Origin of the sequence: Glycomyces terrestris (assembly GCF_003933745.1) — a bacterium.
Classification (GTDB): Bacteria; Actinomycetota; Actinomycetes; order Mycobacteriales; family Micromonosporaceae; genus Glycomyces; species Glycomyces terrestris.
In genome coordinates, this window is sequence record NZ_RSEB01000006.1 from 20,350 (window position 1) to 44,431 (window position 24,082).

The window sequence follows — 24,082 nt, forward strand, 5'->3', positions numbered from 1 at the left end:
CAGGATCGAGTCCTGGCGGATCGCGGTCTACCGAGCGAACTGCCCGTCGCGATCTCGGGCGACGCGCTCTGGTGGCGGTCGTGGCAGGGGGAGAAGCGGGGTGTTCACGCCGGGTTATGGCCAGCAGCAGTCCGATGACGGCGAAAGCGATCCCGACTGCGAAGACCGGAGAGACCAGATCCATGCCGCACTCGGGCGGGCTGTCGATGCTGCAATCTTCGTCGCTGGCCGACAACCAGGTGCTGTTCACCACCAAGAAGATCGTCCAGGAAACCGCCATTGCCGCTGCGGTGATTTTGAGACCGACAGTCGACTGGACCTCAGCCACCGCTCGGACTCTCCGAGTCGCTGGCGAACGGGTCGATCGCCTCCGATTCCGGAGCCGGTTCGTCATACGCTCCACCGCAGGCTTGCCGACCTGCAATGTCGTTCTCGAGAGTCACACCGCCCAGAGGTGGCGGGCACTCAGAGGCTCCTCCCGATTTCTTCACACACCCCGACTGGACTGTCAGCGAGGTGTAATTTGCGGCTGTCAGCCAGTAGTTGATGCCGTCCGGACGTCTCGCCTCAAGATCGTGAAATACGGGACTCTGGCCGTATGTCTCGTCGCGATGGACGTCGTAGCCTGCATCGGTCCATCGCTCGCGCAGCAAGCTCACGTACTCCTCGTGGACGAGGTCCGTCGCGGAGTCTTCCGCGCTGAACGCGTAGGTGAGTTCGAATTGAACGTAGTCCTTGTCGGCTTCGCCATTGCGTGTGCAGCTGAGTTCGAGCAACCTGCGTTCTTCGAATCCAGGGAAGTCTGGCAGATCTGCGATCGCCTTGGCAGCGGCTTCCTCCATGCGGGTCCAAGCGGTGGATTCGTCGAAGTCGCGCTCTGGCGGAGTTTCGGCCGGGTCGCCGTTGTTCATACATCCTCCCGTGATGGTCGTTGCCAGGGCCGTGGCGACGATGAGCAGACGGTGCCGAAGCCACGTGGGTTCTCGGAATTCGTTGGTGGAATTCACTGCTACTCTCCCGGGGGCTGGATGAGGTCGGACTGGCCGGTGATGATGAGCGCCATGTCCTTCCTGGCGGCGTTGCCCTCGTCCCAGTAACCGCCATGGATCTCGCCGCTGTCCGCGCCGCTTGTGGCGCTGTTGAAGACGTTCCCACCGAAGTTCTCTCCAGTGGGGTCGTTGCCGTGGATCATCGATTCACCCGCTGGGAAGGCGATGGCATCGCCTTCGACCATTGTCGCCCACACGTTGTCTTCACCGACGGCGAGTTCGGAAGCGCGGTCGACGCCGAAGCCGGGGGCTGCGACTCCGACGACTTGATCGGCCCCGGTGTTCGGGTCTTGAGCTGCCTCGCCGACCAGTAGGCCACCGTAGGAGTGTCCGACAATGGTCGTGTTGGACGGCTCACCCTCGTGGGTGGCGTCGAGTCCATCGATAAAGTCGTTGAGTGTTTGCGCGCCCTCCTTTGCTGCCGCGCCGTCGCCGGCTTCGGGAGCAAGCTTGCTCAGATCCCACGAATCGCCTTTGAATGCTTCCAAAGGGCTGGCCGATTCGAAGAGCCGGTGCAGGCCCGGCTGGTGCTGGCGCTGGCCGCGTCCGGGCGCCAGGCCGAAGCACTCGATGTCTATGAGCGGGTGCGCAAGACCCTGGCCGACGAGCTCGGTCTCGATCCGGGGCCCGAGCTGCGGCACGCGCAGGCCGCCGTCCTCCAGCAGAGCGCCGCCGCCCCCGCCGCGGCCACCGCCCCTCAGATCCCGGCCGCGGTCCCGGCGCAACTGCCGCCCGCGCTCGCCTCGTTCACCGGCCGCCGGGCCGAGCTGCGCGCCGCCCATGGCCTGCTCGACCGAGCCGACGGCGCCGGGCCCGTGATCGCCGCGATCACCGGGCCCGCGGGCGTCGGCAAGACCACGCTCGGGCTGCGGTGGGCCCACCAGATCGCCGACCGGTTCCCCGACGGGCAGCTGTATGTGAACCTGCGCGGATTCTCCCCGGCACCCGAAGTGATGGCCCCCGAGACGGCCCTGCACGCGTTCCTGACCGGACTGGAGGTGCCGGCCGTGCGCATCCCCGCGGCGCTGGAGGAGCGCTCGGCCCTGTTCCGCACGCGCGTCGCCGGACGGCGCCTGCTGCTGTTCCTGGACAACGCCCGCGACGCCGACCACGTGCGGGCGCTGCTCCCGGGGACGGCCGAATGCCTGGTGGTGGTCACCAGCCGCACCGCGCTGACCGGCCTGGTCGCCACCGATGCCGCCAGCGTGCTGCCACTGGAGGTCCTGGACGCGGCCGCGGCCCGGGAACTGCTGGCCCGCCGCCTCGGCGACCGCCTCACCGCCGAACCGGCGGCCGTGGACGACCTGATCGGGCACTGCGCCGGGCTCCCGCTGGCACTGGCCATCGTGGCCGCCAACGCCGCCGCCCGCCCCGCCCGGCCCCTCGCCGAGGCCGCAGCCGACCTCGCCCGCGCCCGCGGCGGTCTGGACGCCTTCGCCGGCACCGAGGCCGCCACCGACGTCCGCACGGTCTTCTCCTGGTCCCTGCGCGCCGTCAGCGCCGCCGCCGCCCGCCTGTTCACCCAGCTCGGCCTGCACCCGGGGCCCGAGACGGGCACCGCGGCGGCGGCGAGCCTGGCCGGCCTCGACGAACGCGCCGCCCGCGCACTGCTGGCCGAACTGGCCGCGGCGAACCTGGTCACCGAGACCGGCACCGGCCGGTACGTCCTCCACGACCTGCTGCGCGCCTGGGCCGGCGAACTCGCCGCCGATCTCGAGGACGCACCCGCCGCGCGCGAGCGCCTGCTCGACCACTACCTCCACACCGCCCACGCCGGCGACCGCGCCCTTGCCCCTGAACGCGCCCCCATCGACCTCGCCCCACCGGCCGAGCGAACGACGGCGACCGCGCTCGGCGACGTCGCCGCGGCGAACGCCTGGTTCCACCGCGAGCGGGCGAACCTCTTGGCCTGCATCGACCTCGCCGGGGACATCGGCGCCGACGGCCACATGTGGCGCCTGGTCTGGTCGGTCAACTCCTACCTGCGCCTCCAAGGCGACCCCCGCATCCTGCTCGCCCTCCAGGAGCGAAGCCACGCCGCCGTCGAACGCGTCGGCGGCCCGCCCCTGGTCGCCCGCAGCCACAACGGCCTCGCCCAGGCCCTGGCCGCCGCCCGCCGGTTCGACGACGCCCACCTGCACCTGGCCGCCGCCCGCCGCCTGTTCACCGCCCTGGCCGACCGGGAGGGCCTCGGACTGACCGAGAGCCTGACCGGCCACATGCAGCTCCAGCAGGGCCTGCCCGCAGACGCCCTGGCCTCCTTCCAGGCCAGCGTCGAACACAAGCGCGCCACCGGGAACCGGCGGGCGCTGGCCGCGGCCCTGAACGAGACCGGTTGGGCCCGCATCCAACTCGGCGACTACGGCTCGGCGCTGGCCGACTGCCTGGAGGCGCTCGCCGTCCACCGCTCGGTCGGTCCCGACCGCGCCTCGGACGCCTACATCCTCCACGGTGTCGGGTACGCGCACACCCACCTGGGCCGGCACCGGGAAGCCGCGGACTACTACCGGCAGTCCGCGGCGCTCCTGGAGCGGGACGACGACCGCCGCTACCTGGCGCCGACCCTCGAGCACCTCGGCGACGCCGAGGCCGCCGCCGGCGACCGGTCGGCGGCGCGCGCGGCGTGGGCCAAGGGCGCGAGCGTCTTCCGCCGGCTCGGCGAGGAGGCGGCCGCGGCCGCCCTGGACGCCAAAGGCGCCGGGGCCGCGCCGCACTCGTGAGTGCCGCACGGCCCCGGCCGGGTGTCGGATCCGGTCAGTAGGTGCGGGCCTTGGTCGCGGCCCAGGACAGGGCGTAGTCGGCGACCTCCTCCCACCCGGCCTGGCCCAGGAGGTGGTGGGAGCGTCCGGCGAACTCCTTGAAGTCGGTCACCGCGGCCGAGTCCTTGTAGTGCTCGGCGTTCTCCAGGACCATCGCCGGCGGGCTGATGTGGTCGAGTTCGGCGGCGATGAACAGCAGCGGCGCGCGGTAGTCGTTGCCGAAGTCGACCTTGGTGGCCGCGTGCGGGTTGAAGTTCGCCAGGCCGCCCTCGAAGAGGATGTGCCCGGCGGCCGGGACGTGGTAGCGCTCGTACACCGCCCGCGATTCCGATTCGGAGAGCGTGTTGGTGAACGCGTAGTGGAACTGCTCGGGCGTCAGCGGCACGGCCTTGTGGGCGTTCGCCGGCTTCTTCAGGACCGGGAACGTGGAGCGGACGGTCGACAGCGGCAGGCGCCGCACGCCCTTGACCGCCGCCGAGGCGATCGCCACCCCGGCGGCGCCGACGCCGCGATCGAGCAGGACCTGCACGAACGCGCCGCCGAACGAATGGCCCATGAGGATCGGGCGCCGCTCCAGGCCCTGGACGAGCGCCTCGTAGTGGTCGAGGATCTGCCCGACCTCCAAGTGCTCCAGCGGACTCGGGTCGGCGCGCAGCGCCTCCACCTCGCCCTCCAGGCCCGGCCAGGCCGGGGCCAGGACCCGGTACCCGGCCTGCTCGTACCGGGCCTTCCACAGCTCCCAGGAGCGCGGGGTCATCCACAGGCCGTGGATGAGGACGATCGTGTCCGGATGGTTCGCCATGACCGGCCCCCTCTAGTCGCGGGTGGCGCGGTCGGCGGCGCGGACGAGGTCGAAGACCAGGCCCGGCCGGGTGACGAAGTAGGCGTGTGAGGCGCCCGCGTACTCGCTCACGGTCGATCCGGCCCGCTCGGCCATCGACCGCTGCGAGGCCGCGGGGATGGCCTGGTCGCCGCCGAACACCGCGTACCAGGACGGGATCGTCTTCCACGCCGGCGGGCCCGAGGGCGAGCCCAGCGCCGTCAGGGTCACCGGCCGCTGCATCGCGGCCATCGCGCGGGCCTCGGCCGAGGTGACCTCGTCGATGAACGCGCGCCGGAACTCGCCGGCGCGGATCGACAGCTCCACGTTCGTCCCGCCGCCGGGCACCGGCACCTCGACGGCGTCGACGACCTCGGGCAGGATCCCGCCCTCCGACAGGTCGAACGCGCTCTCGCCCTCCTCGGGCGCGAACGCCGCGATGTAGACCAGGGCCTTGACGTTCGGGTTGCCGGCGGCGGCGTTGGTGATCACCGCGCCGCCGTAGGAGTGCCCGACCAGGACGACCGGACCGGTGATCGAGGCGAGCACGGCCTTGACGTACTCGGTGTCGGAGGCCAACGCCCGCAGCGGGTTCGCGACCGCCACGGCCCGGTACCCGGAGGCGTGGAGCTTGCGGATCGTCCAGTTCCACCCGGACGCGTCGGCGAACGCCCCGTGGACGAGGACGACCGTGGGCTTGGACGACGAGGACTCGGCCGACGCCGCCTCGCCGACGGCGAGCGAGGCGACCACGGGCACCGCGGCGGCGCCCAGCAGGAGTGTTCTTCGGCTCGGAGCAGTCATGACAGGTTCCCTTCAACGGAGGAATGAGGTGTCCTCACCGTAGGGAGACCGCCATGCCGGAACAGTGACGAAACAGTGCCGTGCCAGGGGTCTCCTCGCGGTCCCCGGGTCGACGCGGGGGCGAACTAGCATGGAGCCGTATTGGTCTGGCGTTCGTCGACAGGTGAGGAGTCCTTGGTTGGCGGCAGCTTCGGGCAGGGCGGCGGAGGACCCGTTCGATCACTGCGCGCTGCACTACGTCGGTGATCAGGAGTACCTCGAGGGCACGGTGCCCTTCATCGATGCCGCGCTTGCCGCCGGTGACCCGGTCGCCGTCGCCGTGCCCGGGCCGAGTCTGCGATTGCTGCGCGGTGCCCTGGGCGATGCGGTGCAGCACGTCCAGATGCTCGACATGGCGGAGGTCGGCGCCAACCCCGGATGCATCATCACCAAGGTGTTGCGCGATTTCGCCGATCGGCACGCAGGCCGGCGCGTGCACCTCATCGAGGAGCCGACCTGGCCGGCGCGAACCGCGGCAGAATACCCCGCCTGCGCCCTGCATGAAGCGCTCGTCAACCTCGCCTTCACCGGCCGGGACGCCGCCATCCTCTGTCCGTACGACTGCGCAGGGCTCCAGGCGCAGTGGATCGCCGACTCACAGGCCACGCACCCGATGCTGGTCGACCGCGCCGGGCGCCGCCCCAGCCGCTCCTACGATCCCGACCGCGTCATCGCCGACTCCAACCGACCCCTCGACCCCAGGCCGTGGACCGCCATCGAACGGCAGGTCGACCGCGACACGATCGACAACGCCCGCTGGTTCGCCACCTCGTACGGCCGCAGCGCGGGCCTGGGCAGCCTGCAGCTCGTCGACCTCGAGATCGCCGTCACCGAGCTGGCCACTTTATGCGTCCTGTACGGCGGCGGCGCCGGCACCATCCGGCTCTGGAGCGACAAGAAGCAGCTTTTGTGCGAGGTCGAGGGCATCGGCCCGCTCACCGACCCGCTCGCCGGCCATCGGCCCTTCACTGAAGACCACGCCCAGGGCCGAAGCTTGCTGATGGTGCACCATGTGGTCGACCTGCTGCGCACCTACACCGGCCCCTGCGGGACGACGGCCCGGTTCCACTTGCGCCTGCCTTGACCGTCGACCGCTCTGGCAGAGGCCCGAAGTCGTCTGCTTGAACGCCGCAGCGGTCCCGCCGATAGCGTGCCGCGAAGGCAACCCCTCCGCTCCGGCGCCCGGAGTTCTGCAAGCATCCCCGACCGACTTTCGGCGGGCGCTCGGACAGGGCGCGGTTCCACGTCATGCTGGGAGTGAACGGAGCGGCGGCAGACGGATCCGCCGTACTGTTCGGGCGGGGACCCATCCGCCGGTGCGACGGCTCCGAATCCCCGTTGAGCACGCAGATCTTCCGCCGGGAGCGAGATGATGTTTGACCAGGGCGCTGAGGCCCATCGCCGACAGGGGCCGTCGCGGCTGTCCGTGGTGCCGGGCACCGAGTCCGCCACGGCCGAGGCGCTGCTGCACCGCGCCGCGCTGGGCGAGGACGACGCCTTCGCGGCGCTCTACGACCTCGTGTCCGCTCGCGTATACGGACTGTGCCTGCGCGTCGTCCGCGATCCGGCGCAGGCCGAAGAGGTCGCCCAAGAGGTCTTCGTCGAAGTGTGGCGGACCGCGACCCGCTTCGACGAGCGGCGCGGTTCGGCCACCGCGTGGATCACCACGATCGCCCACCGCCGCGCGGTCGACCGGGTCCGGTCGGCGCAGGCGGCCGGAGAGCGGGAGCGGCGCGCCGCCGCCGCGTCCGCCGTGCCCGAGTACGACCAGGCCGCCGAGGCCGCCGCCGGGCGCCTGGAGCACCGCCAGGTCCGCCGGTGCCTGAAGACCCTGACCGAGCTGCAGCGGCAGGCGATCACGCTCGCCTACTACGGCGGCCACACTTACCGGCAGGTCGCGACGCTGCTGGAGACCGCCGTCCCCACGGTGAAGTCCCGCATCCGCGACGGCCTGGTCAAACTGCGCGACTGCCTGGAGGTGGCCCGATGAGCGCTGATGTCCACACCCTGATCGGCGCCTGGGCCCTCGACGCGGTCGACGACCAGGAGCGCCGACTGATCGAGGCCCACCTAGACGAGTGCGCCTCGTGCGCGCAGGAAGCGGCCGAGCTGCGTGAAGCGGTCGCGCGGCTGTCGGACGTGACGGTGGCCGACCCGCCGGCTCGGCTGCGCGGGCGCGTGCTCGCCGAGGTGCGCCGCACCCGGCAAGCGGCCCCGGCCGCGACCGAGCCTGAGCCCGAGCCGCCGCAGCAGACCGCCCCACCGCGCCCGCGCCGCGCCCGTCTCGCCTTCCGACCGCCGCGCCTGCGCCTCGCGCTCGGCGCCGCCGCGATCGCCGTGGTCGCCGCGTTCGCCGGCGTCGTCGCGACCTGGGCCCTCCTGCACCAGCAGGCCGTTCCCAGCGAGGCGGACCGGATCGCGGCGGTCCTCGAAGCCGCCGACGCCGAAGTCGCCCAAGCGGAGCCGGACGGCGGCGGGCAGGTCACCGTGATCTCGTCGGCCTCACTGGACGAGGCCGTCGTGGTGATCGCCGACCTCGCCTCGCCCGGAGCTGACCGCTCCTACCAGGTCTGGATGGTCGACGACGCCGGACAGGTCTCGGCCGGCGTCATGGACGCGGGCGACTCCTCGGCCACCATGCTCATCGAGGACGTCGGCGACACCGACCTCATCGGAGTCACCGAGGAACCGGCGGGCGGCTCCGACACGCCCACCCTGCCCCTGATCGCCGGCGTACCACTCGACGCCTGACCGTCCGAAGCGGTGAGACGGGCTCGGCCACCGGCCGGGCCCGTCGCCTTTGCGGTCGATCACGGAAAAAATCCGAGAATCTCCGCCTCCGCACCCATCCGGCGGGTTCCCGGCCCCGAATCAAGGGCATGAACGACCGACTGATCGCGGCCCTCGGGGGCATCGCATGCGCCGGGGGAGCCCTGGCCGCGGCGCAGCTCGCGGCGATCGCCGTGGCCCCCGGCAGCGGACCGGTCGCAGCCGTCGGCGCGGCCGCGGTCGATGCGACGCCCGAGCCGGTCAAGGCGTGGGCGATCCGCACCTTCGGATTCCACGACAAGCTCGTGCTCCTGGCCGGCATCGGGCTGGTCCTCTTCGCCTGCGCCGTGATCGTGGGTATCGTCGCGCGCCGCCGGATCGCCGTCGGCTACGGGGCGCTGATGCTGCTCGGCGCCGCCGGAGTGGCCGCTGCGATCTCCAGGCCCTCCGCCTCCGCCACGTGGGCCCTGCCGTCCCTGACCGGCGCCGCGATCGGCGCGGTACTGCTCTTTCTGCTCTACCGCCCCAGCCTCGCGACCGGCGCGGCCCCCGGACGCGCGGTCGACCGGCGCGGTGTCCTCCTGGCGCTGGGCGGGGCCGGCCTCGCCGGGGCGGCCGGATGGCGCTTCGGCGGCACCGGCGAGATCGACCGGGCCCGCCAGGGCCTGACCCTGCCCGAGGCCGACGACATCGGTCCGGCCGGGACCGGACTCGACATCGACGGCCTCACCCCGTACCTGACGCCCAATCCCGACTTCTACCGCGTCGACACCGCCCTGGTCCTGCCTCGAATCCTTCCCGAGGACTACCGGCTGCGAATCGGCGGCCGCGTCGCGCGCCCGCTCGAACTCACCTACGGAGACCTGCTCGACCGCGAACTGCTCGAACGCGAGATCACCATCTCCTGCGTCTCCAACGAGGTCGGCGGCACCCTGGCCGGCAACGCGCGCTGGCTCGGCGTCAGCCTCGCCGACCTGCTCACCGAAGCCGGCCCCGAGCCCGGCGCCGACCAGGTCGTCTCCCGCTCGCACGACGGTTGGACCGCCGGCACCCCGACCAGTGCCTGCACCGACGGGCGCGACGCGCTCATCGCCGTCGGCATGAACGGCGAACCGCTGCCCCTCGAACACGGCTTCCCGGTGCGCATGATCGTCCCCGGCCTCTACGGGTACGTGTCCGCGACGAAATGGCTGGTCGAGCTCGAACTCTCCTCCTTCGCCGACTTCGACCCCTACTGGGTCCGCCGCGACTGGGCCGCCCAAGCCCCGGTCAAGACGTTCTCGCGCATCGACACCCCCAAACCCCTCACGACCATCGCGCCGGGTCGCACCACCGTCGCCGGGGTCGCCTGGGCGCAGCACCGCGGCATCGACCGCGTCGAGGTCCGCGTCGACGAAGGCCCTTGGGCCGACGCCGAACTCGCCCCCGTGATCGGCACCGACACCTGGCGCCAATGGCAGTGGGCGTTGGACGCCGGACCAGGACGCCACAAATTGGAGGTCCGCGCCACCGACGCCGAGGGCGACACCCAGACCCAGGAGCGGGCCACGCCCTTCCCCGACGGCGCGACCGGCTGGCACTCGATCGTCGTGACCGCCGCATAGACCGACCGAACCACCGCCGGCGACGACCGTCCCCGGCATCCGATAAGAGAGGCACGACCATGAACACTCGATTCCTGACCCGCACCGCCGCGCTGGCCGCCGCCGCCGGCATCGCGATCGCCTTGTCCGCGTGCGGATCCGATGAGGGCGGCGACGAGGCCGGCGAGGACACCACCTCGACCGGGGAGTCCATGCCCGAGGAGACCACCGAAGAGGACATGCCCGTCTCGGGTGAGTTCGGCGACGCGTGCTCGGCCGTCCCGGCCGACGGCGAGGGCTCCTTCACCGGCATGGCCGACGACCCGGTCGCCACCGCCGCGAGCAACAACCCGGTCCTGACCACACTCGTCACCGCCGTGGGAGAAGCCGACCTGGTCGACACCCTCAACTCCGCGGAGAACATCACGGTGTTCGCACCCGTCGACGACGCGTTCGCCGCGATCCCCGAGGCCGACCTCGAAGCGGTCCTGGCCGACAAGGAGCAGCTCACCAGCATCCTGACCTACCACGTCGTCGGCGCGCGGCTGACCCCCGAAGACCTCGCCGGCGAGCACGCCACCCTGCAGGGCGGCACGCTGAGCGTCGAGGGCTCCGGTGAGGACTTCACCGTCAACGGCGAAGCCGCCGTCGTCTGCGGCAACGTCCAGACCGCCAACGCCACCGTCTACATCATCGACACCGTCCTCATGCCCGCATAAGGAAAAGGCGCCGGGGCCGGCCGCGACTCGCAGTCGGCCCCGGAGAGAGCACCCTGCTCATCCGCTCGCCACCCCGTGCCAGGTCCGGCACAGCGGATACGCGTCACCCCTTGCCCAACGAATAGGAGTTCAGCAATGTCCACTCAGCACACCCGAGGCCGCGCACCGGTGCAGATCGTCACCACGGTCGTCGCACTGGTCTTCCTCCTGGTCGGCCTCGCCGGGTTCGTCCCCGGCATCACCACCGGCCTCGACTCGATGACGTTCGCCGGCCACCACTCCGACGCCCGGCTCCTGGGCGTGTTCGAGGTATCCGTGCTCCACAACCTCGTCCACGTCCTCTTCGGCGCCGTCGGCCTCCTCATGGCCCGCACCGCGAGCGGAGCCGTGACCTACCTGGTCATCGGCGGCGCGATCTACCTCGTGCTGTGGCTGTACGGCATGCTCATCGACCTCGACTCGGCAGCGAACTTCGTCCCGGTCAACGACGCCGACAACTGGCTCCACCTGGGCCTGGCCATCGGCATGATCGGACTCGGCGCGCTCTACGCACGCAGCCGCAAAGCCGAACGCTGAACCGGAAGCCCGGAGAGACAATGGACCGCCCGCCCCCGGTCCCGAGTACCGCCCTAGACGGCCGTACTCGGAACCGGGGCGGCTGTCGGTGCATGGCGGCTGGGGTGAGGCACCCGAGGGGGTGGTGCCGCCGGTCGTTGGGTCGCTACCGTAGAGCGATGCTGGATTCGTACGCCTCCATGGCATCGATGCGCGCCGACCTCACCGCCGAGTACCCGGGGGCCGAGCGGCTGCCGGGCCTGTCGGTCCTGTACGCCACCGAGGTGTACTTCGATGCCGCCTCCCGCACCATGATCGCCGCGTTCGACAACCTGGACGACCGCATCGAGCCCAGCGTGTTCATCCATCAGATCCGGGCGCGCGACCTGCTGTACGACCACCGGTTCATCGAGTTCGCCGAGCCCCGGACGATGCGGCACTCGGAGCCCGAGCGGTACGCGGCGCTGCGCGCGGCCTCCCTCGACGAGATCGCCCGGATGATCGGGGCCGACGATTCGGTGTTCGGCCAGGACGGGGAGCCGGTCGGCGATCCGCGCGAGGTCATCGCCGCGGCCGAGCGCGACCACACCTGGGGACTCTCCCTCTCCCAGGAACTCCTCGCCCACCTCGACACGCCGCCGGACGCACAGTCCTGAGCGCACGCTGCGCCCCGGTGTCGGCTCGACATCATCCGTTGAGGTTGCCCAGGTGGCACCCGGCCGGCGGATCGTGTGGAACGGCCGCCGGTCTGCGGCGCGGGTTCAGCTTCCGGTGAGGGAGCGCGGGAGGCCGAAGCGGGGCAGGACGCCGCTGTCGAACTTGACGAGGGCGCTGATCCGGTCGCCTGCGAAGGTGACGACCGTGAGGCCGGTTCCCAGCCGCGGCCTGCCCGGGGCGGGGTCGAGGTAGGCGGCGAAGGCCGGCTGGCCGTTGGCGCGGGTGGGGACCAGCGCGAGCGACCACCCGTCGGTCATGACCGAGGCGAAGAACGCCGCGGCGATCTCTCGGCCCTCGTATTCGAGCGGGACCGGCGGCATCGAGACCCGGACGTCCTCGGCGAAGAGCGCCACGAGCGCGTCGACGTCGCCTGACGCGTACGCGCGGACGAACCTGTCGACGAGGGCCTGCTCGGCGGCCGTGTCAGGCGCGGGCGCCGGTTCGTGGCCGCTGGGCAGCCGCTCCTCCAGCCCGGCGCGGGCGCGTTTCAGGGCGCTGTGCACGGACTCGGTGGTCGAGTCGAGCATCTCGGCCACCTCGGCGGCGCGGTAGCCGAGCACGTCGCGCAGGATGAGCACCGCGCGCTGGCGCGCGGGCAGGAGCTGCACCGCGGTCGTGAACGCGAGCGAGATCGCCTCGGTCTGCTCGTATCGGGCCTCGGGACCCGGCACCGCGCCGAGGGCGCCCTCCAGCAGCGCGTCCGGGTACGGCTCGAGCCAGGTGACCTCGCCGATCCGGGTCGGTTCGGGCGGCACGACGTCGGGGTTGCCCCACTCCCGCGCGGGGCGGCGGCGCGCCGACCGCAGCGCGTTCAGGCACCGGTTGGTCGCGACCCGGTAGAGCCAGGTCCGCACCGACGAGCGGCCCTCGAACCCGCCCAGGCCGCGCCACGCGTCCAGGAGCGTGTCCTGGAGCGCGTCCTCGGCGTCCTGCACCGAGCCGAGCATCCGGTAGCAGTGCACCTGGAGCTCGCGCCGGTACGGCTCGGTCAGGCGCCGGAACGCCTCGCCGTCGCCCGCTCGCGCCTGTGTGAGCAGTTCGGTCGCCGCCATGTCGTCACTCCACTCGGGTCGGAAGGTCCTCTTCATTGTGGTGACACCGGCCGGGCCGCGAAATGGTCGCTCCCGGACCGACCGATCGCGGACCGCCGCGGAGCCTACCCCTTCGAGATCCCGATTCGAAGGAGCACCCGATGACGTTCGCGGACAAGACCGTCCTCATCACCGGAGCCAATCGCGGCCTGGGGAGCGCCATGCTCGCCGAGGCCCTGGAACGCGGCGCGCGCCGCGTGTACGCCGGGACCCGCGTCCCGCTGACCCACCCTGACGCGCGGGTCGTGCCGGTCACGCTCGACGTGACCGACGCCGGCCACATCAGGGCCGCCGCCGAGGAGATCGACGAGCTCGACGTCCTCGTCAACAACGCCGGGATCGCCCTCCCGGAAGCGCTCGGCGACGACGACGCGCTCGAACGGCACTTCGCCGTCAACTGCTTCGGCCTCGTCGCCGTCACGCAGGCGTTCCTGCCGGCGCTGAAGCGCTCGCGCGGCCGGATCGTGAACGTCCTGTCGCTGTCGGGGGTGGCCGCCATGCCGCTCCAGCCGACGTACTCGATGTCGAAGGCCGCGGCGTTCTCCATGACCCAGTCGCTGCGGATGCTGCTGGCCGGCGAGGTCGGCGTCCACGCCGTGCTGCTCGGCCCCACCGACACCGACATGACCCGCGGGTTCGACATCCCCAAGGCCGCACCGCAGGAGGTCGCGCGCCGCGTCTTCGACGGCGTGGAGAAGGGCGAAGAGGACCTCTTCCCGGACCCGCTCTCGTCGTCCACGACCGCCGGATGGGACGGCGGGCCCACCAAGGCGCTCGAGCGGCACATGGCCACCTACCTGCCGCAGGGCGGCGACCGTGACTGAACTCGACGGCACGACCGCGCTCGTGGTGGGCGCCGGCCGGGGGCTCGGGCGCGGGATCGCGCTCGCCCTCGCCGACGCGGAGGCCGCGGTGGTCGGGGTGGCCCGCACCGGCGGCGACCTCGACGAGCTGGCCGCCGCGAACGGCCGGATCCGGACCGAGACGGCCGACGCGGCCGACCCGGAGACCGCATGGCGGATCCTGGACCGGTACGAACCGGACGTCCTCGTGCTCGTAGCCGGGGCCAACCCGGTGATGCGGCCGCTCCAGCACCACACCTGGGAGACGTTCTCCGCCAACTGGAACGCCGACGTGAAGATCGCGTTCACGTGGCTGCGCGAGGCGCTCCTGCGACCGCTGCGGCCCGGCGGCCGGATCGTGGTGGTCAGCAGCGGCGCGGCCATCGGCGGGTCGCCTGCGAGCGGCGGCTACGCCGGGGCCAAGGCCGCCCAGCGGTTCATCGCCGGGTACGCCCAGGACGAGTCCGACCGCGCCGGCCTCGGCCTCGCCGTGACCGCGGTGCTGCCCAAGATCACGCCGCACGGCGACATCGGCAGGCGCGGCATCCGCGCGTACGCCGCCCGCAGCGGCGAGACCGAGGACGTGTTCACCAAGCGCCTCGGCGACCTGCTGACCCCCGAGCGGGCGGGGTCGGCGGTGCTCGAACTCGTCCGCACCGACCCGCCGGAACTCGCCGCCGGCTACCTGCTCACCGCGGCCGGCCTGACCAAGCTGCCGTGACCGTCCCGATCCCCCAAGGAGAACCGATGCTCCTCAACGACAAGAACGCGGTCGTCTACGGCGCCGCCGGAGCGGTCGGCAGCGCGGTGGCCCGCGCGTTCGCCCGCGAAGGCGCCCGCGTGCACCTGACGGGCCGCCGCCTCGGCGCGCTCGAAGCGCTCGCCGAGGACATCAGGGCCTCCGGCGGCGAGGCCGAGGCCGCCGAGGTGGACGCCCTCGACGAGCGCGCCGTGGCCGAGCACCTGGACGCCGTCGCGGGCCGGGCCGGGACGATCGACGTCTCGTTCAACGCCGTCGGCGTCCCGCAGCACCACATGCAGGGCACCCCGCTCACCGAACTGCGGATCGAGCACTTCTCGACGCCGATCGAGACGTACACCCGGTCGCACTTCCTCACCGGCCGGGCCGCGGCCCGCCACATGGTCGCGCAGGGCTCCGGCGTCATCCTGATGCACACGCCCACGCCGAGCGCGCTGGGCATTCCGCTGATGGGCGGCATGAGCCCGGCCTGGGCGGCCGTCGAGTCGCTCAACCGGCAGTTCTCCGCCGAGTGGGCGCAGCACGGCGTGCGCGCGGTGTGCCTGCGCACCACGGGAATCGAGGGGACCGCCACGATCGACGTGGTGTTCGGGCTGCACGCCAAGGCGTACGGCATCACCGCGGACGAGTTCGGTGCGATGATGGCCGACCGCACCCACCGCAAGCGGGCCACCAGCATGGACGAACTCGCCGACGCGGCCGCGTTCCTCGCCTCCGACCGCGCCGCCGCCCTCACCGGAACGGTCGCCAACCTGACCGGCGGCTTCGTCGTGGACTGACCCGACGCCGGCCCCCGGCGGACCGCCGGGGGCCGGTCGCTCAGGACCGGTCGATCAGGTGCGTGAGCTTCGCCAGGACCTCCGAGGCGGTGACCGGGTCGAGGTCGTGCAGCGGCGCGGGCTTGCGCTCGTCGAACCACCACCGGGGCCCGCCCTCAGCGATCGTCGCGCACTCGACGGTCTGCTCGGGGGAGTCCGCGGCGCTGCCCGCCCAGATGCCGGGCCGCAGCGCCACGGCGACGACGAGGCCGTTCGCGAGGGTGCACGAAATGCCCGGCTCCACGCCGGCGTCCTCGGGTTTCGCGCGCTCCCAGCCCTGGCTCGCGGCGCCGAGGACCCGCAGGGCCTCGATCGCGGCGCCTTCGAAGCGGGCGAGGCGGCCGGTCGCGCGCTCCTCGGCGGTGAGGGCCATGACGGGCCTGCCGAGCTGGTCGAACGGTTGCAGGATCTCGTAGTCGGCGAACAGCCGGATCCAGTCGGCGGTCTGGTCGCCCATGAGGACCGGGTGGTCGAGGCGGATCACCGCGCCGTCGGGCACCTCGACCGCGTCGTCGTGCGCGTCGGAGTAGGTCAGGTCCTCGGCGATCCGGAACCCCGTGTGCGCACCGCCGTCCTCGAAGGACCACACGAGCCGCCGGGCCAGGTGCCGGTTGAGCGGGTGGCCGACGAGGAGGCGCTCGAACTCGTCCTTGGTCCACGTGCGGGCCGCGACCATGGCCGCTTCGAGGCGGCGCACCTGCTCCGCGGCCACGGTCCGCAGCTCCTTCTTGAGCGCGGTGAACCGCTGGTAGGCCGCGGTCGCCCGCTCGGGGTCGTCCTTCACACCCGGTTTCGGCAGGGCCTTGAGCGCCTTGCCGGTCTGGTCGGTGACGCTCGGCGCCAGGCGCTCGTCGAGGACCACGGTGAAGCTGCGGGGGCCGTAGTCGAGCACGAGCGCGTCGGCGTCGCCGAGTCCGAGGTCCGGGACGAGGCGGTCGGCGAGCTGCTCGCGGCTGAGGCCGAGCCGCTGGGCGAGCGCGGTGATGTGGCCCGCCGCCTCCGTCTTCAGGGCCCTGAACTTCGTCCGCTCGGCAATCTGCTGGAGCGCCCGCATGGCGTCCTCGGTGCCGATCTCGGCGAGCACCTCCAGGCCCGTGGCGGCCCGCTTGTGCTGGTTGTCGTCCGGCCACTGGCGCACGCGCTCGGCCAGTCGCGCCACGGTCGCCGCGTCGGCGAAGCAGGCGAGCTGCCGGAGCGCCCAGCCGTCCTTCGCGGGCGCCCCGGCCGCCAGCCACCGCTCGAACAGCGCGAGGCTGAAGCGCGTGAGCGATTCGGGGTCGCAGACCTCGGCCACGACGTCGAGCCCCGGATAGTGGTAGTCGGGGCCGGTCAAGGCGAGCACCGTGATCAGGTGCGGCACCGAGGCGGCCGGCAGCGCCCGTTCGCGTCCTTTGAGGAGGACCTGCGGGAGCGCGGCCGGCACGGCCCACTTGCCGGGCTTGACGACCTTGACGCTCGGGGTCAGCGGGTCGTCGCTGAGCCGCGCGCCCACGGCCTGGGCGGCTTCGGCGCCGAACGGCTCGGCCGCGGCGGTCACCGCCGCCTTCCCGTGCCGCACGGTCAGGTGGTTCAGGGACGCTTCGGCGTACCGTCGCCGGTCCTTGTCGTCGCCGAGCGCGTCGGGCACCAGGTAGGGGACCGCGGCGAGGCCGTGCCGGTCGAGCCAGCGCAGGGCGTGTGGCCGGGCCGCCTTGACCCGCACGAGGCGTTCGGCGGTGAGGCGCGCCGCCTCCAGGTTGAGGACGGGCCCGGGCAGTTCGTAGCAGACCTCGTGCTCGCGGGACAGGCGCAGCACGTGGTCGAGGACGTGCTCGCCGAAGCGGGCGAGGAGTCGTTGCAGGTCGGACGGGTGGTCGGGCGCTCCGGTGCCGTCCCATTCCTCGAGCCGGGGCTCGGCGAGCGCGAGGTCGCCGTTGGCGAGGAACGTCGTCAGGCGCCAGCCGTAGGCGTCGAGGTCGGGCAGGGTGCCGAAGTGCTCGAGCCAGAACTCGTTGTGCCGGTCGGGGTCGGGGATGGCGTTCCACGCGTCCTGTTCGCCTGCGGCCCAGACCAAGTGGGTCTCGGCGGGGCTGCGCAGGCCCGTGACGGCGACGGCCTTCGGGAGCCGGCGGGTCCACGGCGGGGCGACGAGGAGGGGCGGCAGGTCGTCGGGCGCGGCCTCGGGGACGAATCCGGTGGTCGCGAACAGGTCGTCGAGCGCGGCCCGCTCGGTCGCGTCGAGGTGGACGCGGAGCGCGGGGTCGGGGAGGGCCGCGACGGCGACGAGGCCGGCGCGCTCCTCGGCGGCCATGGTCGGCGCGAGGCGGGCGGCGACGCGGAGGGTCCTGAGCGGGAAGTCCGCAGCGGCCCTGGCGGCGAAGCCGAACGCGGCCGAGCCTTCGAGGCGCGAGAGCAGGTACGCCGTCGCCTCGTCGCTGGGGATCAGCGAGACCGCCTCCAGGACGTGCTCGCGGAACCTGCTGCTGAACGTCGAGGTGCGCGACATGCCGGTCAGGACGCCGAAGGCGTCGGTGCCGAGGTGGGCGACCAGGGTGACGAGGGCGTTGTACCCGATGAAGTGATCGTCGGCATCGAGGAGGCCCGCCGCGGCGACCTGCTCGGCGCTGCTCATCGAGTACCACACGACGTCGTCGTTGAAGCAGTTCTCGCGGGCCTTCATGAAGTCGGCGCAGCCTTCGAGCACCCATTCGCGCTCGTCGGGGAACAGGACCATGGCGGCGATGCGCGCCGCGGGCGTGGTGCGGCGCCCGGCGACGGCCGCGACTGCCGCCGCGTACTCGTCGTCGCCAGCCCTGGCGAGCAGGGAGCGCGCGGCGGCGATCCCGTCGTGGTCGAGTTCGCGTTCGAGCACGTCGAGTTCCGCTGCGGGGCTTTCGACGAGGACCCGGTCCGCGACCGGCGGCCGGTCGAGGTAGGTCTCGGTCCGCTCCTGGACGGCGAGGAACTCCACCGCCGCGGCGGCGGCGAACGCCAGGCCGTGCTCGGCGGCCCAGGCGTCGAACGCGGGCCGCATCCACGACTTCCCGTACCGCTCCTTCGGTTCGATCAGGAGCGCCGCGACGGCGGCCGCGCCGCGCGGATCGGCGGCGCCGTCGAGGTGCGCCCTTCCCGCGGCGGCCCAGTCCTCGTTCGCGACGAGTGCCAGTGCCGCCCGCAGGTCGTCGGCCTGCTCGGCCTCCCGGCGGGCGGCCTCGGCGAGGGTGCGCGGGTCGGCGGGCGCGATCGGCCGCGTGAACGGCGTGCCCCGCCGCGGCAGCACGCGGCTCTTCCACGACGTCGGGAGTTTGAGCTTGTTCTCTTGGGGCGCAACGGCTTTGGTCATCATCGTCCTTCGTGCGGCCGGGTATGTCGCCGCCGAGCATAGGAAACTGGTGCGACATTCCCGTTCTGTCACGGGTTGCGCACTTTGGGGAGGTCCCGGCGCACCGCGTGCGGCGATCCCGCCGGTTTCCCGCCGGTGAAAGCCATCGCGCGCCCGCGGCGGGCCGGGGAGGCTTGGCGCGGCACCCAGCACCGACCGAAAGGCCCCACCATGTCCGTCCGGACCCTCGCGCTCCTGCCCGCCGCTGCCGCCTGCTTCGGGCTCGCGGCCTGCGGTCTCTTCGGGCCGCCGACCGTCACCGCCGCGGAGGTCGCCGAGGCGGCCGAGGACGCGCTCGAGGCCGATATCGGGCAGCGGCCCGAGATCGACTGCGGTGACGACGACCGGATCGCGGTCGAGGAGGGCGCCGAGGTCGACTGCGTGCTCGACGATCCGGCGACCGGCGAGGAGTACGACGCGACCGTGACGTTCACCGGTGTCGACGGCGGTGAATGGCACGCCGACGTGGAGGTCGCCTCGGCGCCGAACGGCGGCGGGGCGGCCGAGCCGAGCCCGTCGGCTGAGCCGACCGAGCCCGAGAGCTCCGCGCCGCCCGCCGGCGACACCGGCCTGGCGGTCGAGGCGAGCCGGCTCGCGGCGGCCACCGCCGACGCGCTCGCGGCGCAGCTCGGCGACCGGCCCGAGGTCGACTGCGGCGACGTGAACCTCACCATCTACGTCGACCGGATGACCTACTGCTCGATGATCGACCCCGCGACCGGCGACGAGTACGAGGTGACCATCACCGTCACGAGCATCGAAGGCCAGAACTTCGAGTTCGACATCGAGGTCGCCGACGAACCGCGCGGCTGAACCCGCTCGGGCCGCGGCCGGTCACGAGCGCTCGACGCGGCCGAGGATGCGCAGCGACTCGTCCTCGCCCGCGCGGTGCCCGGTCTCCCGGTGGATCGCCAGCGCCTCCCGCGCCCGGTCGGCGGCCTCCTCGGTCCGGTCGGCCGCGGCCGCGAGCCGGGCGAGGACGTTGAGCGCCCGGCCCTCCAGGAACCGGTAGTCGCCGTCCCTGGCGGTCGCGAGCGCCTCGTGCGCGGCGGACTCGGCCCGGGCGGTCTCGCCGGCGCGCCGCAGCGCACCGGCGCGGTTGACGGCGGCCTCGACGCGGTGGAAGACGGTGGCCTCGTGATCGGTCATGGCGAGGACCTGGTCGTACAGGGCGACGGCCGCGCCGTGCTCGCCCTCGGCGCCGCAGGCGTCCGCGAGCGTGACCATCGCGGCCGCCTGGACCCGGTGGTCGGTGTCGGCGGCGCGCTCCTCCGCCACCCGCGCCGCGAGCGCGCGGGCCTGGCCGGTGTGGCCGGCGGCGAGGAGGAGGCGGGCCTGGACCCCGAGCCGGTCCCCGGTCTTGTCGATGCTGACGCTGCCGCGTTCGAGTGCGGCCGCCTCCGCGAGGCGCGCTTCGGCCTCGTCGAGGCGGCCGCGGAAGATCAGGATCTCGGCCAGGTGCGTCAGCACGGCCCTGCTGACCGGGTCGTTCCCGGCCTCCGCGGTGAGTTTCAACGCCTGCTCGAGGTAGTCGATCCCGGTGTCGAGCTCGCCCAGGAGCGAGTGGAACAGCCCCAGCCAGTGCAGGTTCGTGCCTTCGGCGCGGGTCTCGCCCATGTCGCGGAAGGCGTGCAGCGCGGCGTAGGCGTGCGCGAGCCCTTCGCGCATCCTGCCGCGCTGGTAGCAGGCGACCGCGAGGTTGCCCTCGGCGGAGGCGGCGCCGGCGGGCCAGTCGGCGTCCCGCGCGGCGGCGGCCGCGTCGCGCAGGTGCGTGATCGCGTCGTCGATCCGGTTGTGGCGCATGAGGGCACAGCCCATCGCGTTCGCCGCCGCCGCGAGGCCGAGCGGGTCGCCGGAGGCCGAGGCGGCGTCCAGGGCGGCGCGGCCGAGGCGCACGCCGTCGTCGCCGATCATGTGGAGCCACACGTATCCGCGCAGCACGTCGGCGAGCCGCCACGCGAACGGTTCGGGGCCGCGCCCGGCGGCGTCCTCGGCGGCGGCGACGAGGTTGGTCCACTCCGCTTCGAGCCACGCCGCGGCCTCGTCGCCCGCCGGCACGGGCCCCTCGACGTCGACGCCGGGGATGCCGACCATCGCCGGGTACAGGGCCGCCCGGCAGGCGGCGGCGCGCTGGAGGTACCAGTCGAGCAGGCGGGCGCGGGCGGCGTCCCGGTCGGGGTCGGCCGCGGCGAGCTCTCCCGCGTAGAGCCGGATGAGATCGTGCAGCCGGTGCCGGCCTCGGTCGTCGGCTTCGACGAGGTGCGCTTCGGTGAGGGACCGGAGCGCGCGGTCGGCCTCGGCTGCGGGGCCGCCGTGGAGCCGGGCCGCCGCCGCGGCGCTGAAGTCGGGCCCGGGGTTGAGGGCCAGCAGCCGGAACAGCCGGGCCGCATCGGGTTCGAGCGCGCGGTAGGACCACGAGAACACGGCCCGTACGTCGACCGAGTCGTCCTCCACGGCCAGGGCGTCGAGCCGTGACCGCTCGAGTTCGTCCACGACGGTGCGCAGCGGATCGCGCGGACGCGCGGCGGCCCTGGCCCCGGCGATGGCGAGCGCGAGCGGCAGCCCCGCGCACAGGGTCACGATCCGTTCCACCGCTTCGGGTTCGGCCTCGACCCGGGCGGGCCCGAGCAGCCGTTCGAGCAGCGCGGCCGACTCGGCCCGGTCGATCGGCTCGACGCCGATGACGTTCGCGCCGTGGGACACCGCGAGTCCGAGGAGGCTGCGGCGGCTGATCACCACCGTGTGCGTCCGCCCCGGGTCCGGCAGCAGCGCCCGCGCGTGGGCGGCGTCCCGGACGTTGTCGAGGATGAGGAGGCGGCGCTCGCCGCGCATGGCGGCGCGGTACTGCGCGAGCCGGGCGTCGGGATCGGGATGGATCCGCGCGGGGTCCATGCCCGTGGCGAGCAGCAGGAGCCGGGCGGCCTCGGCCGGCGGCACCGCGGTGCCGCCGGGGCTGAATCCGCGCAGGTCCGCGTAGAGCCGCCCGCCGGGGAACCGGTCGCGGGCGCCGTGACCCCAGTGCAGCGCCAGCATCGTCTTGCCGACGCCGCCGGGCCCGGTGAGGACGACGAGCGGGCTCGCGCCGACCGCGGCGTCGAGCATCGCCAGGCTCGCGGTCCTGCCGGTGAACGCGGTCGTCCCGGACGGCAGCGTCACCGGCCCCGACTCGGGCGCCTCCGCCGGGACCGGCGTGCCGGTGAGGGCCGCCAGGTCCGCTTCGTCGAGCCCGAGCGCCTCGATGACGAGTCGCAGCGTGCGCGGCTGCGGCCGCACCCGACCCGCCTCGATGTCCCTGATCGTGCGGGTGCCCACGCCCGCCTTGCGCGCGAGCTCCTCCTGCGTCAGCATCGCCCGCTTCCGCAGCGGCCGGAGGTTGACGCGGGCGTTGGCGAAGGCATGGTCGGAGGCAGTGTCGGGAACGCTGTCGGGAACGTGGCCGGGACCGTTGCCGTCGGCGTTGTCGGGACCGCTGTCGAGGGCGTTGCCGGGGGGCTCTGACATGCCGCAATGATAGGCAGGCCCGCAACCGCCGTCGACGTCCCGAACCGGCGGCCCGGCCGGGAAAGGAACCAGCCGTGGCGCCCTCTCGAAACGCCCGGCCGCATCGAGGTTCCGCCGTCTCGGAGCCGCCTGAAGGCCGCGGGTCCGGGGCGGCGCCGGCCGGCCCTAGTCGAGTTCGAGCGCGAAGTGGAAGGCCATGATGGTCAGCCGCTCCCGCATGTAGAAGCGGTGGGCGTCGCGCCGGTGGGTTGCGGAGTCGAGGTGGAACGCGGTGCAGCCGAGTTCGCGCGCTCGCCGCTTCAGGTATTCCAGCAGCGCGTGCCCGACTCCGGTGGAGCGGGCCTCGGTGAGCGTGACCAGGTCGTCGACGTACAGCATCCGGAGCCGGTTGGTGTTCGCCACGGTTCGCCAGCCCGCCACCCCCACGCAGCGGCCCTCCGAGTACGCCGCGGTGAAGCGCAGTCCCTGCCCGTGGCCCTCGTCGTATACGGCGAGGAAGTCATCGGCGCTCAGGTGCGGGCGCAGCTCTCGGAGGACGGGCAGCAGCTCGGTGGTGAGCCGCGCGTCCCCGGGCTCGATGTCGACGATCTCCATCGCGGAATTGTACGAGCGCCCGGCCGCGCTCGACCGGCCGCGTCGCCGCCGCGAAGCCGTTGCAGGCGAAGGCCGTCGCTATGCGGGTTCGGCCAGCACGTCCTTCCCGAAGGGACCGCCGCGCCGGAGCCAGAGGGCGATGCCGGCGACGCCGAAGACGGCGCTGAGCAGGAACGGCGCGTCGAGACCGGAGACGGTCGCGATGAGGCCGCCCGCCAGGGCGCCGAGGGCTTCGGCGCCGAGCACCGCCGTGCGCGCCGCGGCGATGGTGCGGCCGAGGAGGTCGGACGGGACCAGGCGGTGGCGCAGCGAGGTGACCGCGACGTTGAAGACCCCGAACGCGGCGCTCGTGACCAGGATGACCGCGACCGCCGACCACAGGTCCGGGGCCGCGACCAGCAGCATCGGCGTGAAGCTGATCGCCGCGGCCGTCGCGATCAGGACCCGGACGTGCCGACCGTCCCCGACCAGCCGGTCCGCGGTCCACGCCCCCGCAAGACCGCCGAAGGCGCCCACCGCGAGCAGCACGCCGAACCCGCTGGCGCCCAACCCGAGCCGCTGCCCGGCGAAGAGCACGAACGTGGCGAACCACGCGGCGTCCGCGAACGCGACGAGCGCCGACGTGGCGACGATCCTGCGCAGCGTCCGGTGCCGCCACAGCCACACCAGGCCCTCGCTCGCCTTGACCGGACGCGGCTTCCCGGCCGCGGCCGGCCTCGCGAGCAGCGCCGCGGGAATCGTCATCAGCAGCAGCACGCCGATCGCCAGCGCACCGCTGTTGAACGCGAACGGCAGCACGGCCCCGAGGCCGAACAGCGCCCCGCCGATGAGCGGCCCCGCGAACTCGTTGCCCACGACCTCACCGGACACCATGCGGCTGTTCGCGCGCTCGATCAGCGCCGCGGGGACGAGTTTCGGCACCACGGTCTGCGCGACCGTGTCCCGCACGGTCTCCCCGACCCCGAGTGCGAACGCCGCCGCGACCACGATCGCGATCGGCGCATGCCCGGTCAGGAGCGCCACCACCAGGGCGGCCAGCACGCCGATGCGCATCAAGTCGGTGACGAGCAGCAGCCTCCGGGCCTGGTGCCGGTCGGCCAGCACCCCGGCCCACACGCCGGTGAGCAGCCACGGCAGCGCCGCCGCGGCGCCCACGGTGGCCACGGTGAACGGGTCCTGCGACATGGAGGCGGCCAGCAGCGGGAACGCGGCGACCCGGATGCCGTCGCCGATGTTCGCCAGCACCATCGCAGCCCAGAACCGCCAGAACGATCCGTCGAGCCTCATGCCCCGATCGTAGG

At 73.1% G+C, this 24,082-nt stretch carries 21 protein-coding genes; 12 read left to right on the top strand and 9 right to left on the bottom strand.

Annotated elements, in window-relative coordinates; translation table 11 throughout:
- Positions 1–320: 320 nt before the first annotated feature.
- Both EIW28_RS20225 and EIW28_RS20230 read right to left on the bottom strand, forming a co-directional pair.
- The gene (locus EIW28_RS20225) at positions 321–1,007 is read right to left on the bottom strand and encodes a hypothetical protein (protein WP_125249533.1); all 687 of its coding nucleotides are present in this window, start codon (positions 1,005–1,007) and stop codon (positions 321–323) included.
- A 2-nt stretch (positions 1,008–1,009) separates the two neighbouring features.
- Positions 1,010–1,690 (bottom strand): alpha/beta hydrolase, encoded by a 681-nt coding sequence (locus tag EIW28_RS20230; protein ID WP_232014091.1) that lies wholly within the window; start codon positions 1,688–1,690, stop codon positions 1,010–1,012.
- Between EIW28_RS20230 and EIW28_RS20235 the strand changes: the two genes are divergently transcribed.
- Entirely contained in the window at positions 1,577–3,769 is a 2,193-nt protein-coding gene (locus EIW28_RS20235) for a tetratricopeptide repeat protein (protein ID WP_232014093.1), read from the top strand. The two genes, EIW28_RS20230 and EIW28_RS20235, sit on opposite strands and share 114 nt — an antisense overlap.
- Before the next feature lie 34 nt (positions 3,770–3,803).
- Here the strand turns inward: EIW28_RS20235 and EIW28_RS20240 are convergent, their stop codons facing one another.
- Entirely contained in the window at positions 3,804–4,610 is an 807-nt protein-coding gene (locus EIW28_RS20240; RefSeq protein WP_125249535.1) for an alpha/beta hydrolase, read from the bottom strand.
- A 12-nt stretch (positions 4,611–4,622) separates the two neighbouring features.
- Complete coding sequence (locus EIW28_RS20245; protein WP_125249536.1) at positions 4,623–5,432, bottom strand: alpha/beta fold hydrolase; 810 nt, start codon at positions 5,430–5,432, stop codon at positions 4,623–4,625.
- 178 nt (positions 5,433–5,610) lie between these two features.
- Between EIW28_RS20245 and EIW28_RS20250 the strand changes: the two genes are divergently transcribed.
- From EIW28_RS20250 to EIW28_RS20280, 7 genes are all read left to right on the top strand, one after another.
- Positions 5,611–6,555 (top strand): sensor histidine kinase, encoded by a 945-nt coding sequence (locus tag EIW28_RS20250; protein WP_197717397.1) that lies wholly within the window; start codon positions 5,611–5,613, stop codon positions 6,553–6,555.
- Positions 6,556–6,900: 345 nt separating this feature from the next.
- Positions 6,901–7,461: an ECF RNA polymerase sigma factor SigK gene (sigK, locus tag EIW28_RS20255; RefSeq protein ID WP_232014095.1), complete on the top strand. Its 561-nt coding sequence runs from the start codon at positions 6,901–6,903 to the stop codon at positions 7,459–7,461.
- Positions 7,458–8,222: an anti-sigma factor gene (locus EIW28_RS20260; RefSeq protein ID WP_125249539.1), complete on the top strand. Its 765-nt coding sequence runs from the start codon at positions 7,458–7,460 to the stop codon at positions 8,220–8,222. The genes sigK and EIW28_RS20260 overlap by 4 nt, the downstream gene beginning before the upstream one ends.
- 128 nt (positions 8,223–8,350) lie before the next feature.
- Positions 8,351–9,844 (top strand): molybdopterin-dependent oxidoreductase, encoded by a 1,494-nt coding sequence (locus EIW28_RS20265; protein ID WP_125249540.1) that lies wholly within the window; start codon positions 8,351–8,353, stop codon positions 9,842–9,844.
- Positions 9,845–9,903: 59 nt separating this feature from the next.
- Positions 9,904–10,542: a fasciclin domain-containing protein gene (locus EIW28_RS20270; RefSeq protein WP_125249541.1), complete on the top strand. Its 639-nt coding sequence runs from the start codon at positions 9,904–9,906 to the stop codon at positions 10,540–10,542.
- A gap of 135 nt (positions 10,543–10,677) precedes the next feature.
- Positions 10,678–11,118, top strand: coding sequence for a DUF4383 domain-containing protein (locus EIW28_RS20275; protein WP_125249542.1), 441 nt, complete (start codon positions 10,678–10,680; stop codon positions 11,116–11,118).
- A gap of 158 nt (positions 11,119–11,276) precedes the next feature.
- Complete coding sequence (locus EIW28_RS20280) at positions 11,277–11,753, top strand: hypothetical protein (RefSeq protein ID WP_125249543.1); 477 nt, start codon at positions 11,277–11,279, stop codon at positions 11,751–11,753.
- A 105-nt stretch (positions 11,754–11,858) separates the two neighbouring features.
- Here EIW28_RS20280 and EIW28_RS20285 read toward each other — a convergent pair whose 3' ends face one another.
- On the bottom strand, positions 11,859–12,866 hold the full coding sequence (locus tag EIW28_RS20285) for a sigma-70 family RNA polymerase sigma factor (RefSeq protein ID WP_125249544.1): 1,008 nt from the start codon (positions 12,864–12,866) through the stop codon (positions 11,859–11,861).
- Positions 12,867–13,006: 140 nt separating this feature from the next.
- On the opposite strand from EIW28_RS20285, the gene EIW28_RS20290 reads away from it, so the two are divergent.
- From EIW28_RS20290 to EIW28_RS20300, 3 genes are read left to right on the top strand one after another with little or no spacing between them, the layout of a single operon-like run.
- The gene (locus tag EIW28_RS20290; RefSeq protein ID WP_125249545.1) at positions 13,007–13,729 is read left to right on the top strand and encodes an SDR family NAD(P)-dependent oxidoreductase; all 723 of its coding nucleotides are present in this window, start codon (positions 13,007–13,009) and stop codon (positions 13,727–13,729) included.
- Positions 13,722–14,468 carry an SDR family NAD(P)-dependent oxidoreductase gene (locus tag EIW28_RS20295; RefSeq protein WP_125249546.1) on the top strand — a complete coding sequence of 249 codons (747 nt, stop codon included), beginning with the start codon at positions 13,722–13,724 and terminating at the stop codon, positions 14,466–14,468. Before EIW28_RS20290 ends, EIW28_RS20295 begins: the two co-directional genes overlap by 8 nt.
- A gap of 26 nt (positions 14,469–14,494) precedes the next feature.
- A complete protein-coding gene (locus EIW28_RS20300; protein ID WP_125249547.1) occupies positions 14,495–15,286 on the top strand; it encodes an SDR family NAD(P)-dependent oxidoreductase in 792 nt (263 codons plus the stop codon).
- Between the two features lie 40 nt (positions 15,287–15,326).
- On the opposite strand, the gene EIW28_RS20305 is transcribed toward EIW28_RS20300, so the two are convergent.
- Entirely contained in the window at positions 15,327–18,647 is a 3,321-nt protein-coding gene (locus EIW28_RS20305; RefSeq protein ID WP_125249548.1) for a DUF4132 domain-containing protein, read from the bottom strand.
- 210 nt (positions 18,648–18,857) lie between these two features.
- Between EIW28_RS20305 and EIW28_RS24535 the strand changes: the two genes are divergently transcribed.
- Positions 18,858–19,499 carry a DUF4333 domain-containing protein gene (locus EIW28_RS24535; protein WP_187350641.1) on the top strand — a complete coding sequence of 214 codons (642 nt, stop codon included), beginning with the start codon at positions 18,858–18,860 and terminating at the stop codon, positions 19,497–19,499.
- 21 nt (positions 19,500–19,520) lie between these two features.
- Here the strand turns inward: EIW28_RS24535 and EIW28_RS20315 are convergent, their stop codons facing one another.
- From EIW28_RS20315 to EIW28_RS20325, 3 genes are all read right to left on the bottom strand, one after another.
- Positions 19,521–22,187 (bottom strand): ATP-binding protein, encoded by a 2,667-nt coding sequence (locus EIW28_RS20315; RefSeq protein ID WP_125249549.1) that lies wholly within the window; start codon positions 22,185–22,187, stop codon positions 19,521–19,523.
- Between the two features lie 165 nt (positions 22,188–22,352).
- Positions 22,353–22,781, bottom strand: a complete 429-nt coding sequence (locus EIW28_RS20320; protein WP_125249550.1) for a GNAT family N-acetyltransferase — start codon at positions 22,779–22,781, stop codon at positions 22,353–22,355.
- Between the two features lie 78 nt (positions 22,782–22,859).
- On the bottom strand, positions 22,860–24,068 hold the full coding sequence (locus EIW28_RS20325) for an MFS transporter (RefSeq protein ID WP_125249551.1): 1,209 nt from the start codon (positions 24,066–24,068) through the stop codon (positions 22,860–22,862).
- Positions 24,069–24,082 lie beyond the last annotated feature (14 nt).

Bases quoted from the DNA above. Each gene is read 5' to 3' on its own strand.
- EIW28_RS20240 (WP_125249535.1), bottom strand. From the start codon at position 4,610: ATGGCGAACCATCCGGACACGATCGTCCTCATCCACGGCCTGTGGATG.
- EIW28_RS20245 (WP_125249536.1), bottom strand. From the start codon at position 5,432: ATGACTGCTCCGAGCCGAAGAACACTCCTGCTGGGCGCCGCCGCGGTG.
- EIW28_RS20260 (WP_125249539.1), top strand. From the start codon at position 7,458: ATGAGCGCTGATGTCCACACCCTGATCGGCGCCTGGGCCCTCGACGCG.
- EIW28_RS20265 (WP_125249540.1), top strand. From the start codon at position 8,351: ATGAACGACCGACTGATCGCGGCCCTCGGGGGCATCGCATGCGCCGGG.
- EIW28_RS20270 (WP_125249541.1), top strand. From the start codon at position 9,904: ATGAACACTCGATTCCTGACCCGCACCGCCGCGCTGGCCGCCGCCGCC.
- EIW28_RS20275 (WP_125249542.1), top strand. From the start codon at position 10,678: ATGTCCACTCAGCACACCCGAGGCCGCGCACCGGTGCAGATCGTCACC.
- EIW28_RS20280 (WP_125249543.1), top strand. From the start codon at position 11,277: ATGCTGGATTCGTACGCCTCCATGGCATCGATGCGCGCCGACCTCACC.
- EIW28_RS20285 (WP_125249544.1), bottom strand. From the start codon at position 12,866: ATGGCGGCGACCGAACTGCTCACACAGGCGCGAGCGGGCGACGGCGAG.
- EIW28_RS20290 (WP_125249545.1), top strand. From the start codon at position 13,007: ATGACGTTCGCGGACAAGACCGTCCTCATCACCGGAGCCAATCGCGGC.
- EIW28_RS20300 (WP_125249547.1), top strand. From the start codon at position 14,495: ATGCTCCTCAACGACAAGAACGCGGTCGTCTACGGCGCCGCCGGAGCG.
- EIW28_RS20305 (WP_125249548.1), bottom strand. From the start codon at position 18,647: ATGACCAAAGCCGTTGCGCCCCAAGAGAACAAGCTCAAACTCCCGACG.
- EIW28_RS24535 (WP_187350641.1), top strand. From the start codon at position 18,858: ATGTCCGTCCGGACCCTCGCGCTCCTGCCCGCCGCTGCCGCCTGCTTC.
- EIW28_RS20315 (WP_125249549.1), bottom strand. From the start codon at position 22,187: ATGTCAGAGCCCCCCGGCAACGCCCTCGACAGCGGTCCCGACAACGCC.
- EIW28_RS20320 (WP_125249550.1), bottom strand. From the start codon at position 22,781: ATGGAGATCGTCGACATCGAGCCCGGGGACGCGCGGCTCACCACCGAG.
- EIW28_RS20325 (WP_125249551.1), bottom strand. From the start codon at position 24,068: ATGAGGCTCGACGGATCGTTCTGGCGGTTCTGGGCTGCGATGGTGCTG.